Genomic DNA, 13,904 nt, shown 5'->3' with positions numbered 1-13,904 from the left:
TCGCCAGCTGGTATGTAGCCTACAACGCTTAGCGTTATTATTTCTCCAGTTTTAAGAACGTTCTTACAATAACTTCAAATACTTACCTGGCATCTGTCGCAATCTCCGCCATGCCGGCGGGATGCATCCAGGGAAGATAGGCCATCAGGGAACCCGCAGATGAACCAGAAAGCCATCGCCGACGAAAGCGCCTTCCGCCGCATACTCGCGCGCAACATGGCGCTGCCGCTGGGCATCTGCCTGCTGGGCGCGGTGCTGTTCATCGGCCTGATCCTCTACATGCTCGACGTGCTGGGCTGGGTCGAGCACACCGACCGGGTGATCTCCAGCGCCAACGAGATGCAGCGCCTGAGCGTCGACCAGGAAAGCGGGCTGCGCGGCTTCCTGATCACTGGCGATCCGGGCTTCCTGGAACCCCTGGAGCAGGCGCGGCCTCGCATCAATTCCGGCCTGAAGAGCCTCTCGGAGCTCGTGGCGGACAACCCGCCGCAGGTCGAGCGCGTGGGCCGCCTGACATCGATGCAGGACGAATGGATGACCTTCGCCCAGCAGATGATCGAGCAGCGCCGCCAGGGCCAGGACACCTCCGACGCCATAAAGGCGGGGCGCGGCAAGAGCATGATGGATGCGATCCGCGCCCAGTACGCCTCACTGATCAATACCGAGCAGCAGCTGCGCCACGACCGCAACCAGTTCGCCTCCAACCTCTCCACGGGCGTGGTCGTCCTCTACCTGGTGTTCAGTATCGTGGTCGGCACCCTGCTGGCGTATTTCGGTCGCCGACAGTTGGTCAGCCTGTCCGAGTCCTACTCCGAATCTCTGCGCCGCCAGGTGGCGCATAACGAACACCTGGCCCGCCAGGCCTGGCTGCGCGATGGCCAGAGCCGCCTGGGAGAACAGTTGATCGGCCAGCAGTCGCTGCCGACCCTGGGGCGCAGCCTGATGGACTTCCTCGGCGAGTTCGTCGCCTCCCCGGTGGGCGCGCTGTATGTGCGTGATGATCGCGGCGGCCTGCGTCTTTCCGGTACCTATGGTTTCGCCACCGGCGCCCTGGGTGAGGACTACTTTGCCCCGGACGAAAGCCTGATCGCCCAGGCCGCGCGCCAGCGCAAGCTGCGCGTGGTGGAGGGCTTGCCGCCGGACTACCTGAAGGTCAACTCGGCGTTGGGCAACGGCCAGCCGGTGAGCGTGGCGCTGCTGCCGCTGCTCAACGACGGTGGTGTGGTCGGCGTGCTGGAGCTGGGCTTCCTGCGCCAGTTGGAAGAGCGTGACCAGGCCTTCCTGCAGAATGTCGGCGAAAGCCTCGGCAGTGCCATCGCCTCGGCGCAGCATCGCCAGCGCCTGCAGGACCTGCTGGCGGAAACCCAGCAGCTCAACGAAGAGCTGCAGGTGCAACAGGAAGAGCTGAAGACCGCCAACGAGGAACTGGAGGAGCAGTCGCGGGTGCTCAAGGAGTCCCAGGCGCACCTCGAGGCCCAGCAGGCGGAACTGGAGCAGACCAACGAGCGCCTCGCCGAGCAGGCCCAGGAACTGGCCGCCCAGCGCGACGATCTCGACGGCAAGAACACCGAGCTGAACCAGGCCCGCCTGGACCTTCAGGGCCGCGCCGACGAGCTGCAGCGGGCCAGCCGCTACAAGTCCGAGTTCCTCGCCAACATGTCCCACGAGCTGCGCACGCCGCTCAACAGCTCGCTGATTCTTGCGCGCCTGCTGGCGGACAACGAACAGGGCAACCTGGACGATGAGCAGGTGAAGTTCGCCGAGTCGATCTACGGCGCCGGCAACGACCTGCTCAACCTGATCAACGACATCCTCGACATCTCCAAGGTCGAGGCCGGCAAGCTGGAAGTGCGCCCGGAGAACGCCAGCGTGCGTCGCCTGGTGGAAGCGCTGGAAGGGCTGTTCCGGCCGCAGGCCGACAACAAGGGCCTGCGCTTCGTTGCCGAAGTGGCGGAGGACGCCCCGGCGCTGCTGTTCAGCGACCGCCAGCGGGTGGAGCAGATCCTCAAGAACCTGCTGTCCAACGCCTTCAAGTTCACCGACAGCGGCGAAGTTGCTCTGCGTGTGAGCGCCGCGCCCGAGGGGCTGCGCTTCGATGTGCGTGACAGCGGCATCGGTATCGCCGAGGACCAGCTCGCGCGCATCTTCGAAGCCTTCCAGCAGGCCGATGGCGCCACCAACCGCCGCTACGGCGGCACTGGCCTTGGCTTGTCGATTTCCCGCGACCTGGCGCACCTTCTGGGCGGCAGCATCATCGTCAGCAGCGAGCCGGGCAAGGGCAGCGTGTTCAGCCTGTTGTTGCCGCTGAATTACCAGGCGCCGGCCGAAGACGAGGTGGTCAGCGCGCCTGCGCCGATTGTCGCAGTTGCCCCGACCCCCAATGCGCCGCCGGTGGTGCGTGCGCCGGCCGCCGCAGCGTTCGACGACGACCGTGAGCAGGTCAACGTCGGCCAGCGCTGCGTGCTGGTGGTGGAAGACGAGCCGAAGTTCGCCCGCATCCTCTATGACCTGGCTCGCGAGCTGGGTTACCGCTGCCTGGTGGCCATGGGCGCCGAAGAAGGCCTGCGCCTGGCCGACGAGCACGGCCCGGACGCCATCCTGCTGGACATGCACCTGCCCGACGAATCCGGCCTCGCCGTGCTGCAACGCCTGAAGGCCAACCCGCGCACCCGCCATGTGCCGGTTCACGTGGTCTCCGTGGAGGATCGCAGCGAAGCGGCCCTGCACCTGGGCGCCATCGGCTATGCCTTGAAACCCACCACCCGCGAGCAGCTGCGCGAGGTGTTCGCCAAGCTGGAGGCCAAGCTGACCCAGGAGGTCAAGCGCATCCTGCTGGTCGAGGACGACCCGCTACAGCGCGACAGCGTCTCGCGGCTGATCGGCGACGACGACATCGAGATCACCGCCGTGGAGCAGGGCGAACAGGCCCTGGAGCTGCTGCGGCGCAACATCTACGACTGCATGATCATCGACCTCAAGCTGCCGGACATGCAGGGCAATGAACTGCTGCGGCGCATGGGCGAGGAGGACATCTGCTCGTTCCCGCCGGTGATCGTCTACACCGGGCGCAACCTGACCCGTGACGAGGAAGCCGAGCTGCTCAAGTATTCGCGCTCGATCATTATCAAGGGCGCGCGCTCGCCGGAGCGCCTGCTGGATGAGGTGACACTGTTCCTGCACAAGGTCGAGTCGCAGCTCTCCAGCGAACGCCAGCGCATGCTGCGCACCTCGCGCAACCGCGACCGGGCCTTCGAGGAACGGCGCATCCTGCTGGTGGACGACGACGTGCGCAATATTTTCGCCCTGACCAGTGCCCTGGAGCACAAGGGCGCCCGCGTGGAAGTGGCGCGCAACGGCCGCGAAGCCCTGGAGAAGCTCGGCGAGGTCGGCGACATCGACCTGGTGCTGATGGACGTGATGATGCCGGAGATGGATGGCTACGAGGCGACCCGCCTGATCCGCCAGGACGCGCGCTGGAAGAAGCTGCCGATCCTCGCGGTCACCGCCAAGGCGATGAAGGACGACCACGAGCTGTGCCTGCGCGCCGGCGCCAACGACTACCTGGCCAAGCCCATCGACCTCGACCGCCTGTTCTCCCTGATCCGGGTATGGCTACCCAAGCTGGAGCGCATCTGACATGCCTGATCGCAGCCAGGACATCGAGCTGCGCCTCCTGATCGAGGCGATCTACCTGAAGTACAGCTACGACTTCCGCGACTACTCCGGCACCTCGCTCAAGCGCCGTGTGCTGCACGCTACCAAGCTGTTCGAGTGCCGCAGCATCTCGGCCCTGCAGGAGCGCATCCTGCACGACCCGCATGCCTTCCATGAGCTGCTGCAGTACCTGACCATCTCGGTGAGCGAGCTGTTCCGCGACCCCAGCTACTTCCTCGCGCTGCGCCAGGAAGTGGTGCCGGTGCTGCGTACCTATCCGTCGCTGCGCCTGTGGGTGGCCGGCTGCAGCACCGGCGAAGAGGTGCATTCGCTGGCCATCCTGCTGCACGAGGAAGGCCTGCTCGAGCGCACACTGATCTACGCGACCGACATCAACCCGCGCTCGCTGGAGCAGGCGCGTCGCGGCATCTATGCGGTAGAGGACCTGGCCCAGGCCAGCGAGAACTACCGCGCCGCCGGCGGCAAGGGTTCGCTCTCGGACTACTACACGGCGGCCTATGACGGGGCATTGTTCGACAAGATGCTGCGCGCCAACGTGACCTTCGCCGATCACAGCCTGGCCACCGACAGTGTGTTCTCCGAGACGCACCTGGTCTCCTGCCGCAACGTGCTCATCTACTTCAACCGCCAGCTGCAGAACCGTGCCATCGGCCTGTTCCATGAATCGCTGTGCCACCGGGGCTTCCTCGGCCTGGGCAGCAAGGAAAGCCTGGACTTCACCGACTTCGCCGGGGAATTCGAGGTGGTGAATCGCCGTGAACGGGTGTTCCGCAAGCGATGAACGCGCAACGCAGCATCCAGGCCGTGGTCATCGGCGCCTCCGCAGGCGGCGTGGATGCGCTGTTCCAGCTGTTCGGCGGGTTGCCGGCTGGCTTCGCTTTGCCCATGGTGGTGGTGCTGCACCTGCCGGAAAACCACGAGAGCCAGTTGGTGGACCTGTTCGCCCGGCGCCTGGCGATCCCCGTGGAGGAGGCCCGTGACAAGGCGCCGGTGGAGGCGGGCACGCTGTACTTCGCCGCGGCCGGGTATCACCTGTCCATCGAGCGGGAGCGCAGTTTTGCGTTGAGTCGCGAGGCACCGCGGAATTTCTCCCGGCCGTCCATCGACATCCTTTTCGACTCGGCGGCGGACGCCTACCGGGAGAATCTCGCCGGCATCCTGCTGACCGGGGCCAACCAGGACGGCGCCGAAGGGCTGGCGCATATCCACCGCGAAGGCGGGCTGAGCATCGTCCAGGACCCGGCCGAAGCCGCCGTGTCCACCATGCCGGAGGCGGCCATTGCACTGCACGCCCCGGACCACATACTTCGGCTGCGTGAAATTCACGCGCTACTGACCCGAATGGGCACCCGACATGCTGCGTAACCAGGGAAGCAAACTGCTGATCGTCGACGACCTGCCGGAGAACCTGCTGGCACTGGAGGCGTTGATCAAGGGCGAGGGGCGCGAGGTGTTCAAGGCCTCCTCGGCGGATGAGGCGCTGTCGCTGCTGCTGGAGCACGAATTCGCCCTGGCGCTGCTCGACGTGCAGATGCCCGGCATGGACGGCTTCGCCCTGGCCGAGCTGATGCGCGGCACCGAGCGCACCAAGAATATCCCCATCGTCTTCGTCACCGCCGCCGGGCGCGAGCTGAACTACGCCTTCAAGGGCTACGAGAGCGGCGCGGTGGACTTCCTCTACAAGCCGCTGGACAACCACGCGGTGCGCAGCAAGGTGAACGTCTTCGTCGACCTCTACCGCCAGCGCAAGGTGCTCGCGCGGCAACTGGAGGCGCTGGAGCAGGCGCGCAGCGAGCAGGACGCGTTGCTTGCCGAGCTGCGCGAGACCCAGGTGGAGCTGCAGCGTGCGGTGAAGATGCGCGACGACTTCATGTCCATCGTCTCCCACGAGCTGCGCACGCCGCTCAACGGTCTGATGCTGGATACCCAGTTGCGCCGTCTTTACCTGTCCAAGGGCAAGCTGGAGCACTTCGCGCAGGACCGTCTGGGGGTGCTCTTCGAGCGCGACGAGCGCCAGCTCACCGGGTTGAACCGGCTGATCGAGGACATGCTCGATGTCTCGCGTATCCGCACCGGCAAGCTGTCGATCCGCCCGGAGCCGGCGAACCTCGCCGATATCGCCCGCCGCGTGCTGGGCAACTTCGCGGTGCAGGCGCAGGCGGCCGGTTGCGAACTGAGCCTGGAGACGCCTGAAGTGGTGGAAGGCGTGTGGGACGCCTACCGCCTGGAGCAGGTAATCAGCAACCTGGTCAGCAACGCCCTGCGCTATGGGCCCGGCCAGCCGGTGGAAGTGACCGTCGCGGTGGCGGATGGCCGCGCGCAACTCTGCGTGCGCGACCATGGCGACGGCATCAGCGCCGACGAGCAGCGGCGCATCTTCCAGCAATTCGAACGTGGCGCCGGCGGGGCCCGTGTCGCCGGCCTGGGTTTGGGGCTGTTCATCTCCGAGCAGATCGTCCAGGCTCACGGCGGCCGCATCGAGTTGCGCAGCGAGCCGGGGTTCGGCGCGGCGTTCAGCGTCTTCCTGCCGCAGGACTGAGTGCCGTCTGGCGGCGCCCGAAGTGAGGTGGCTGCGCCTATGCTTTGCTCCAATGAGCCAAGAGAGCAGACCTGATGCCCGATACGACCGCCAGCACCGCCCAGCTCGTCGAAGATGCGCGCTACCGCCTGCTGGTCGAGGCGGTGACCGACTATGCCATCTACATGCTCGACCCCGATGGCCGCGTCAGCAGCTGGAGCTCTGGGGCGCAGCGCCTGAAGGGCTACGCCGCCGATGAGATACTCGGCGAGCACTTCTCGCGTTTCTATACCCCCGCCGACCGCGAGGCCGGACTGCCGGAGCTGGCGCTGGGCGAGGCGGCGCGGGTCGGGCGCTTCGAGAGTGAGGGCTGGCGCCTGCACCGCGATGGCAGTTCGTTCTGGGCCCACGTGGTGATCGACGCCATCCGCGATGTTTCCGGGGAGCTGCTGGGCTTCGCCAAGATCACCCGCGACCGCACCGAGCAGCACGAGACCGAGCAGGCCCTGCGCCGCAGCGAGCAGCATTTCCGCCTGCTGGTCAATGGCGTCACCGACTACGCGCTGTACATGCTTGACCCCGAGGGCAATGTCACCAGCTGGAACTCCGGCGCGGAGCGGATCAAGGGCTACCACCCCGAGGAGATCATCGGCCGTCGCTTCGACTGCTTCTACTGCGACGAGGACCGCCAGGGAGGCGTTCCCGAGACCAGCCTGAGCACCGCGCTGGCCGAGGGGCGCTACGAGGAAGAACGCCTGCAGATGCGCAAGGACGGCTCGCGGTTCTGGGCCAATATCGTCATCGACCCGGTATTCGACGACGCCGGCAAGCTGCTGGGTTTCGCCAAGATCACCCGCGACATCACCGACAAGCGCCGCGCCCAGGAAGAGCTGGAGCGCGCCCGCGACGAACTGATCCAGTCGCAGAAGATGGAGTCACTCGGCCAGCTGACCGGCGGCGTCGCCCACGACTTCAATAACCTGCTGACAGTGATCCTTGGCGGGCTGCAGTTGCTCGAACGACAACTGCCCAGGGACAACGAGAAGGTCCAGAACATCTGGCGCAACGCGCTGGAGGCGACCCGCCGCGGCGCCCAGCTGACTCAGCGGATGCTGGCCTTCGCCCGCAAGCAGCGGCTGTTCCCGCAACCGATCCAGCTGCCGGCACTGCTGCAGGACATGAGCGAGCTGCTGGTCAGCTCCCTGGGCCCGACCATCAGCCTGGAGACGCGCTTTCCGCTTCAGCTGGACTGCGTGATGAGCGACCAGAACCAGCTGGAGCTGGCGATCATCAACCTCGCCACCAACGCCCGCGACGCCATGCCTGGCGGCGGCAGCATCACCTTCTCGGCACGCAATGCCCAGGTCGGACCGCGCCAGGGCGGCAAGCTGGCGCCGGGGGAATACGTGTGCCTGGCCATGACAGACTCGGGGCTGGGCATGGACGAGGACACCCTGCGCCGCGCCGCCGAGCCATTCTTCACCACCAAGCCGACCGGCAAGGGCACGGGGCTGGGATTGTCCATCGTCCATGGACTGGCCCAGCAGCAGGGCGGCGCGCTGCTGTTGCGCAGTACGCCAGGGCAGGGCACCACTGCGGAAATCTGGTTGCCGGCGGTGAAGACGAAGGCGGAGCTGGTAGCAGAAAGCACCGAACTGCCGCCCGATGCGGTGGGCGAACCCCTGGAGCCGCTGGGCCTGCGGGTGCTGGTGGTGGACGATGACGCGCTGGTGCTGGCCGGCACCAGCGCGCTGCTGGCGGACCTGGGTTGCCAGGTCGCGCGAACCGATTCGGCGCGGGCGGCGCTGCAATGGCTGGAGCAGTCGGACTTCGACCTGATGATCACCGATTTCGCCATGCCGGACATGGACGGCATGCTGCTGATCCAGCAGGTGCGCCAGTCATACCCCGCATTGACCTGTGTGCTGACCACCGGTTACGCGGGACGGCTGGATACTCTGGCCGACTCGGTGGTGCGTCTGCCCAAACCGTTCGACCGCGACCAGTTGCTGGCTTTGCTGCTGCAGGTGAAGCACGTCGGGTAGATAAACCGAACCTCAGAGGACAGGGCGCGCCCAATGGAGACTGCCCATGTCCCGGAGGACTCGCCATGTACGCTCATCCCCAGGCACAGCGACCGGACCCACAGGAAGCCCCGCCGGACCGCGAGAGCCAGATTCCCGAGGACTTTCCCGAGGAGCTGCCGATGCAGCAGCCCCCGGAGGAACCGGTGCCGCAGCCGGAACAATGAACGGCTACGCAGACTTTCCGGCTGCGCAGCAGTCTTCCATTGCCGCGATCGCGCGACGGGAAGGCTGCTGCAGGCCACGGATCTCGGCGCTTACTCCTGCAGATATTCCCCAGCCCCCGTCATTGTCTGGCCCCACATTTCCAGGAAGCCGAACGCCGTGGTCAGCAGCGCCAGAAAGCCAAGGCCGAGGATGCAACCCGCATAGAACGCGGCACTGCGCTGGGTCAGACGCATGTAGATCGGCAGGCCGATGAACAGCAGCCAGCCGGAATAGGCCGTGGCGGCCCCGGCAGCGAGGATCAGCAGCCAGCGCGAGGGCAGCAGCGCGGCAATACCGGCGAGCATCAGCGGCAAGGCGACGGCGGTGGAGAAGCCCATGCTGTGGTTGATATTGGGCCGCACCTCGGTGCGGAACAGCACCCAGCGCGTGAGGTAGGCGATGATCACTATCCCGGCCACCAGGCCGACGTAGCACCAGAACCCGAGCAGCGCGCCACTGGCGGCGCTGAGGAACTGGGTTTCGCTGTTGCCCGGCAGGCGCCAGCCCACCTGGGTGGTGCCGATGAACAGGCACACCGCCGGGATCAGCGGCAGCAGCAGCCAGAACGGCAGGTAGGCCGCCGGGTGCTGGTCGGTGCTGTCGCGCAGTTCGTGCCAGGCCTTCTCGGGGTGCACGAAGAAATGGGTCAGGGGAAAGGTCATGGCGTTCTCCTAAGCCTTGAAAGGGTTTCAGTGCCGCCTGGACCGGTTGGCGGAGTGCAGGCCCTCGGCAACCTCGATTTCGATCAGCGAACCGGGGTCTTCATTGCCCGGATCGTTGATCTGCGAACTGGCCAGCTCCGGATCGTCGATGGCCGGATCGAGGTCGCTCTGGGGCATCAGCCCCTCGCTGCGGTCACGGAGGTCGAGCAGTGGCAGCAACTGCTCCTGGAACGCCTGCTGCTGGGTTTCCGACAGTGCAGCAAACCCGTGGTTGAGGATGTAGCGAGCAAGGATTTCCTGGCGGCTGTCGGATTCCAGCGCGCCTTCTTCGAGCAGCCGGCGAAGGCCTTCCGAGCGTTCGACATCCTGATGATCATTCCAGCCCATCGTTTGCACCTCCCGGATCGGGTGAGCGTGAGTGGTCAAGCGTGTGTGGCTCGGCATGAGCACTGGCAGTGGGCGGCGTCTTTCGCGTCGCCTATGCGGATGACCTGTGCCGGGCGTCCGGTGTTCGGTGCCAGGGACGAACGGTTCCGTGGCGTCGCTCAGGAGCTGCCGCTGACCTGAGCCTCACGCCACGCCCGGCAGGACCCATCGCATTCCGGCATGGGCGGCATCGACCTATGGTATTGGCCGGGCGCAGCGCTCGGCTCTTAGCATCTCTTGCGTTTCCCCTGACAACGAGAACAACAAGTGGACCTGGGTAAAATCCTGCGCCGTAGCGCGCTTTACTGGCCTGACCGCGAAGCCGTGGTCGACTCCCGCCAACGTATCACCTTCGCCGACCTCGAACGCCGCACCAACCGCCTGGCCTCAGGGCTACAGGCGCTGGGGCTGGAGCAGGGCGCCCATGTGGCGATCCTGGCACCCAACCGCGTCGAGCTGGTGGAGGCGGAAGTCGCCCTCTACAAGAACGCCATGGTCAAGGTGCCGATCAACGCGCGCCTGGCCCCCGATGAAGTGTTGAGCGTGCTGAAGGATTCGCGCAGCCAGGCGGTGATCGCCGATGCCGCCTTCGCCCGACTGATCGACCAGCGCCGCGCCGAGCTGCCGGACCTGAAGCTGATCGTCCCGCTGACGGACGAGGGCGCCGACGTGCCTTACGAGCAGGTGCTCGAGCGCGGCTCTGAGGCGCCGGTCAGTTGCGACCCGGCGGACGATGCCCTGGCCGTGCTGCACTACACCTCCGGCAGCTCCGGCGTGCTCAAGGCCGCCATGCTCAGCGTCGGCAACCGCAAGGCGCTGGTGCGCAAGAGCATCGCCAGCCCCACCGGCCGTTCAGGGCCGGGCGATGTGATGGCCCATGTTGGCCCGATCACCCATGCCAGCGGCATGCAGATCATGCCGCTGCTCGCCGCTGGTGCCTGCAACCTGCTGGTGGAGCGCTACGACGACCGCCTGCTGCTGGAGGCCATCCAGCGCGAGCGCGTCACCCGGCTGTTCCTGGTGCCGGCGATGATCAATCGCCTGGTGAACTTCCCCGGCGTGGAAACCTACGACCTGAGCAGCCTGCGCCTGGTGATGTACGGTGCCGCGCCCATGGCGCCTGCGCTGGTGCGCCGTGCCATGCAGGTGTTCGGGCCGATCCTCGCCCAGGGCTACGGCGCCGGCGAGACCTGTTCGCTGGTCACCGTGCTCACCGAGCAGGACCATATCGCCGCGCTGGACGACCCCAGGCGCCTGGCCTCCTGCGGGCGCTGCTACTTCGACACCGACCTGCGGGTGGTCAACGACGACTTCGAGGACGTGAAGGCCGGCGAGATCGGCGAGATCGTCGTGCGCGGGCCGGACATCATGCAGGGCTACTGGCAGGCGCCGGAGCTGACCGCCGAGGTCATGCGCGACGGCTACTACCTCACCGGCGACCTCGCCACGGTGGATGAGCACGGCTACGTGTTCATCGTCGACCGCAAGAAGGAAATGATCATTTCCGGTGGTTTCAACATCTACCCGACCGAGGTGGAGCAGGTGCTCTACAGCCTGCCGGAAATCTTCGAGGCGGCGGTGGTCGGCGTGCCCGACGAGCAGTGGGGCGAGGCAATCAAGGCGGTGGTGGTGCTCAAACCCGGCATGCAGCTGGACGAGGCGCGGATCATAGAGCTGTGCGCCGCGCAGCTGGCCGGCTTCAAGAAGCCGCGCAGCGTGGACTTCGTCCGCGAGCTGCCGAAGAACCCCAACGGCAAGGTCGTGCGCCGCCTGGTGCGCGAACCCTACTGGCAGAACCAGGATCGGCGGATCTGAGGAGCATGACCATGCAAGCGATTCAACCCAGCCCCAAGGCGCAGGCGATCATCGAAGATCTGCGCGGCTTCATCCGTGAAGAACTGCTGCCGCTGGAGCAGCGCGAGGGCATCCGCTTCGGCGAGAAGCACTCCCGCGAGCTGTTGCGCAGCCTGTGGCAGCGCTCCTGCGAGCGCGGCTTCTACAACATCATGCTGCCCGAGGAACTGGGCGGTGCCGGCCTGGGCATCGCCGACCTGTGCGCGGTGAAGGAAGCCGCCGCCAGCAGCGGCGCAGTGCTGGCCGCCCACGTGCTGGGCGAGCTGAGCGGCCCGCCGCGGGTCGGTCATCTGTTCCGCGTGGCCAGCGAAGAGCAGGTCGAGCATTTCCTGCGTCCGGTGTGCCGCGCCGAGAAGGCCGTGTGCTTTGCTCTGACCGAGGCCGAGGCCGGCTCCGATGCCACGGCGATCAAGACCAGCGCGCGCCTGGAGGGCGAACACTACGTGCTGGACGGCGCCAAGCGCTACATCTCCGGCGCGCCCTACGCGGACTTCGCCGTGCTGCTGGCGGTGACCGGGCCAGGCAAGGGCGCGGACGGAATCTCGGCGTTCTTCGTCGATCTGTCGGCTCCAGGTGCGAAAGTCGTCTCCGACTACCAGGCGATGTCCGGCCCCGGCACCCACGGCGACATCATCCTCGAAGGGGTGAAGGTACCGGTGGCGCACCGCATCGGCGAGGCGGGCAAGGGCTTCAAGCTGGCCATGGGGCGCATCACCCTGAATCGCCTGCTGCATTGCGCGACCATGCTCGGCATGGCCGACCTGGCGCTGAACCTGTCGGTGGATTATGCCCGCACGCGGGTGCAGTTTGGCCGGCCGATCGGCATGTTCCAGGCGGTCAGCCACATGATCGCCGACATGGCCACCGAGCTGTATGCCGCGCGCAGCATGATGTACGCCACGGCAGCCAGCTATGACGCGGGCGGCGACATCCGCACCCAGTCGTCGATGTGCAAGGTGTTCAGCTCGGAGACCGCCTTCCGCATCGCCGACCGCGCCGTGCAGGTGCACGGTGGCGCCGGCTTGATCAACGGCCATCCGGTGGAATGGCTGTTCCGCGCGACCCGTATGATGCGCATCCTCACCGGGACCAGCGAAATTCAGCGCAACACCATTGCCAAGGGCATCCTGATGCCCGATTGACCGGCAGGACCTGACAGCGCAGCGCCCACAAGAACAAGAGAGAGACAAGCAACATGCACGATGCTCATGCCTTCCAGCCCCGAAAAGCCTGGACTGTCGCCTTCCTGCTGGCGGCGATGATGCTGGTTAACTTCCTCGACAAGGTGGTCACCGGCCTGGTCGCAGTGCCGATGATGAAGGAGTTGAACCTGACCCCGGCCGAATTCGGCCTGGTCGGTGGCAGCCTGCACTGGCTGTTTTCCATCTCCGCGGTGGTCGGCGGCTTCCTCGCCAACCGCCGCTCCACTCGCTGGATGCTGCTGGGCATGGGCGCCTTCTGGGCGCTGGTGCAGTTGCCGATGCTCTATGCCACTTCGCTATGGACGCTGGTGGCCTGCCGGGTGCTGCTGGGCGTGGGCGAAGGACCGGCCTCGCCGGTCGCCACCCACGCGCTGTACAAGTGGTTCCCCGACGAGCGCCGCAGCCTGCCGGTGGCGCTGCTGCACTCGGGCAGCGCCATGGGCCTGCTGATCGCCGGGCTGATGATCCCGTGGGTCAGCACCCACTACGGTTGGCGCAGCAACTTCGCCATCCTCGCGATTCTCGGCGCGGTGTGGTGCGCGGCCTGGTTCTTCTTCGGCCAGGAAGGCCGGCTGGGCGAGGTTCGCCAGGGCCAGCCGGGTGGCGAACGCCTGCCGTACCGCCGCCTGCTGGGCGACAGTACAGTGCTGGCCAACTACTTCTGCCACTTCGCCGCCAACTGGTCGCTGGCGCTGACCCTGACCTGGGTGCCGGCCTACCTGGAGAGCGGCCTGGGCCTGAGCGGGATGAACGCCGGGCGGCTGTTCGGCCTGTTCGTGCTGGTGACCATGCCGCTGAGCCTGTTCATGGCATGGCTGTCGCAACGCATGCTGCGTGCCGGGGTGTCGTCGCGCGTGGCGCGGGGCGTGTTCGTCTCCGCCTGCCTGATGGCCAGCGGGGTTTTGTCCATCAGCCTGCTGGCGGACCTGCCGGTGGCGCTGCGCATGACCTACATGACCCTGAGCGGCGGCTTGGCGCTGGTGATGTACTCGGTAGGCCCGGCGATGCTGGCGGAAGTCACGCCCACCGCTCAGCGCGGCAGCATCCTCGCCATCGGTAACGCCTTCTCCTCGCTGGCAGGGCTGAGCGCGCCCATCGTCACCGGCTTCCTGGTACAGCGCTCCGGCGGCCTGGATGGCGCCGGCTATGCCCACGGCTTCGCAGTCAGCGGTGTATTGCTGGTGGTGGCGGGGCTGGTCGGGCTGGCCTGGCTGCGCCCGCAGCGTTCGCGGGCCCAGCTCTGCGGTGAGCTGGCCACGGCCAGCTGAGCGGGGGC

General features: G+C 66.6%; 11 protein-coding genes. 9 read left to right on the top strand and 2 right to left on the bottom strand.

Going from position 1 to position 13,904, the window contains the following annotated elements:
- The first annotated feature begins 159 nt into the window (after positions 1–159).
- The 6 genes from IB256_RS28965 (at position 160) to IB256_RS28940 (ending at position 8,444) form a co-directional block, all read left to right on the top strand.
- Positions 160–3,636 (top strand): response regulator, encoded by a 3,477-nt coding sequence (locus IB256_RS28965; RefSeq protein ID WP_192404857.1) that lies wholly within the window; start codon positions 160–162, stop codon positions 3,634–3,636.
- Position 3,637: 1 nt separating this feature from the next.
- Positions 3,638–4,456, top strand: a complete 819-nt coding sequence (locus IB256_RS28960) for a CheR family methyltransferase (protein ID WP_192296049.1) — start codon at positions 3,638–3,640, stop codon at positions 4,454–4,456.
- Positions 4,453–5,040: a chemotaxis protein CheB gene (locus IB256_RS28955; RefSeq protein WP_192296048.1), complete on the top strand. Its 588-nt coding sequence runs from the start codon at positions 4,453–4,455 to the stop codon at positions 5,038–5,040. Before IB256_RS28960 ends, IB256_RS28955 begins: the two co-directional genes overlap by 4 nt.
- Positions 5,030–6,214: a hybrid sensor histidine kinase/response regulator gene (locus IB256_RS28950; protein WP_192404856.1), complete on the top strand. Its 1,185-nt coding sequence runs from the start codon at positions 5,030–5,032 to the stop codon at positions 6,212–6,214. The genes IB256_RS28955 and IB256_RS28950 overlap by 11 nt, the downstream gene beginning before the upstream one ends.
- A 74-nt stretch (positions 6,215–6,288) precedes the next feature.
- A complete protein-coding gene (locus tag IB256_RS28945) occupies positions 6,289–8,238 on the top strand; it encodes a PAS domain-containing sensor histidine kinase (protein WP_192296046.1) in 1,950 nt (649 codons plus the stop codon).
- 65 nt (positions 8,239–8,303) lie between these two features.
- Positions 8,304–8,444, top strand: coding sequence for a hypothetical protein (locus IB256_RS28940; protein WP_167523184.1), 141 nt, complete (start codon positions 8,304–8,306; stop codon positions 8,442–8,444).
- Between the two features lie 90 nt (positions 8,445–8,534).
- Here the strand turns inward: IB256_RS28940 and IB256_RS28935 are convergent, their stop codons facing one another.
- Positions 8,535–9,146, bottom strand: coding sequence for a Yip1 family protein (locus tag IB256_RS28935; RefSeq protein ID WP_081519766.1), 612 nt, complete (start codon positions 9,144–9,146; stop codon positions 8,535–8,537).
- Between the two features lie 27 nt (positions 9,147–9,173).
- Positions 9,174–9,533 (bottom strand): hypothetical protein, encoded by a 360-nt coding sequence (locus tag IB256_RS28930; RefSeq protein ID WP_192296045.1) that lies wholly within the window; start codon positions 9,531–9,533, stop codon positions 9,174–9,176.
- A gap of 306 nt (positions 9,534–9,839) precedes the next feature.
- On the opposite strand from IB256_RS28930, the gene IB256_RS28925 reads away from it, so the two are divergent.
- The 3 genes from IB256_RS28925 to IB256_RS28915 are packed head-to-tail and all read left to right on the top strand — an operon-like array spanning position 9,840 to position 13,896.
- Positions 9,840–11,387 carry a class I adenylate-forming enzyme family protein gene (locus IB256_RS28925; RefSeq protein WP_192296044.1) on the top strand — a complete coding sequence of 516 codons (1,548 nt, stop codon included), beginning with the start codon at positions 9,840–9,842 and terminating at the stop codon, positions 11,385–11,387.
- Positions 11,388–11,398: 11 nt separating this feature from the next.
- The gene (locus tag IB256_RS28920; RefSeq protein WP_192404855.1) at positions 11,399–12,568 is read left to right on the top strand and encodes an acyl-CoA dehydrogenase family protein; all 1,170 of its coding nucleotides are present in this window, start codon (positions 11,399–11,401) and stop codon (positions 12,566–12,568) included.
- 53 nt (positions 12,569–12,621) lie between these two features.
- Entirely contained in the window at positions 12,622–13,896 is a 1,275-nt protein-coding gene (locus IB256_RS28915) for an MFS transporter (RefSeq protein ID WP_192296042.1), read from the top strand.
- The last annotated feature ends 8 nt before the right edge of the window (positions 13,897–13,904 follow it).

Origin of the sequence: Pseudomonas sp. PDM17 (assembly GCF_014851985.1) — a bacterium.
Classification (GTDB): domain Bacteria; phylum Pseudomonadota; class Gammaproteobacteria; order Pseudomonadales; family Pseudomonadaceae; genus Pseudomonas.
This window is presented reverse-complemented; position numbering and strand designations above follow the sequence as displayed.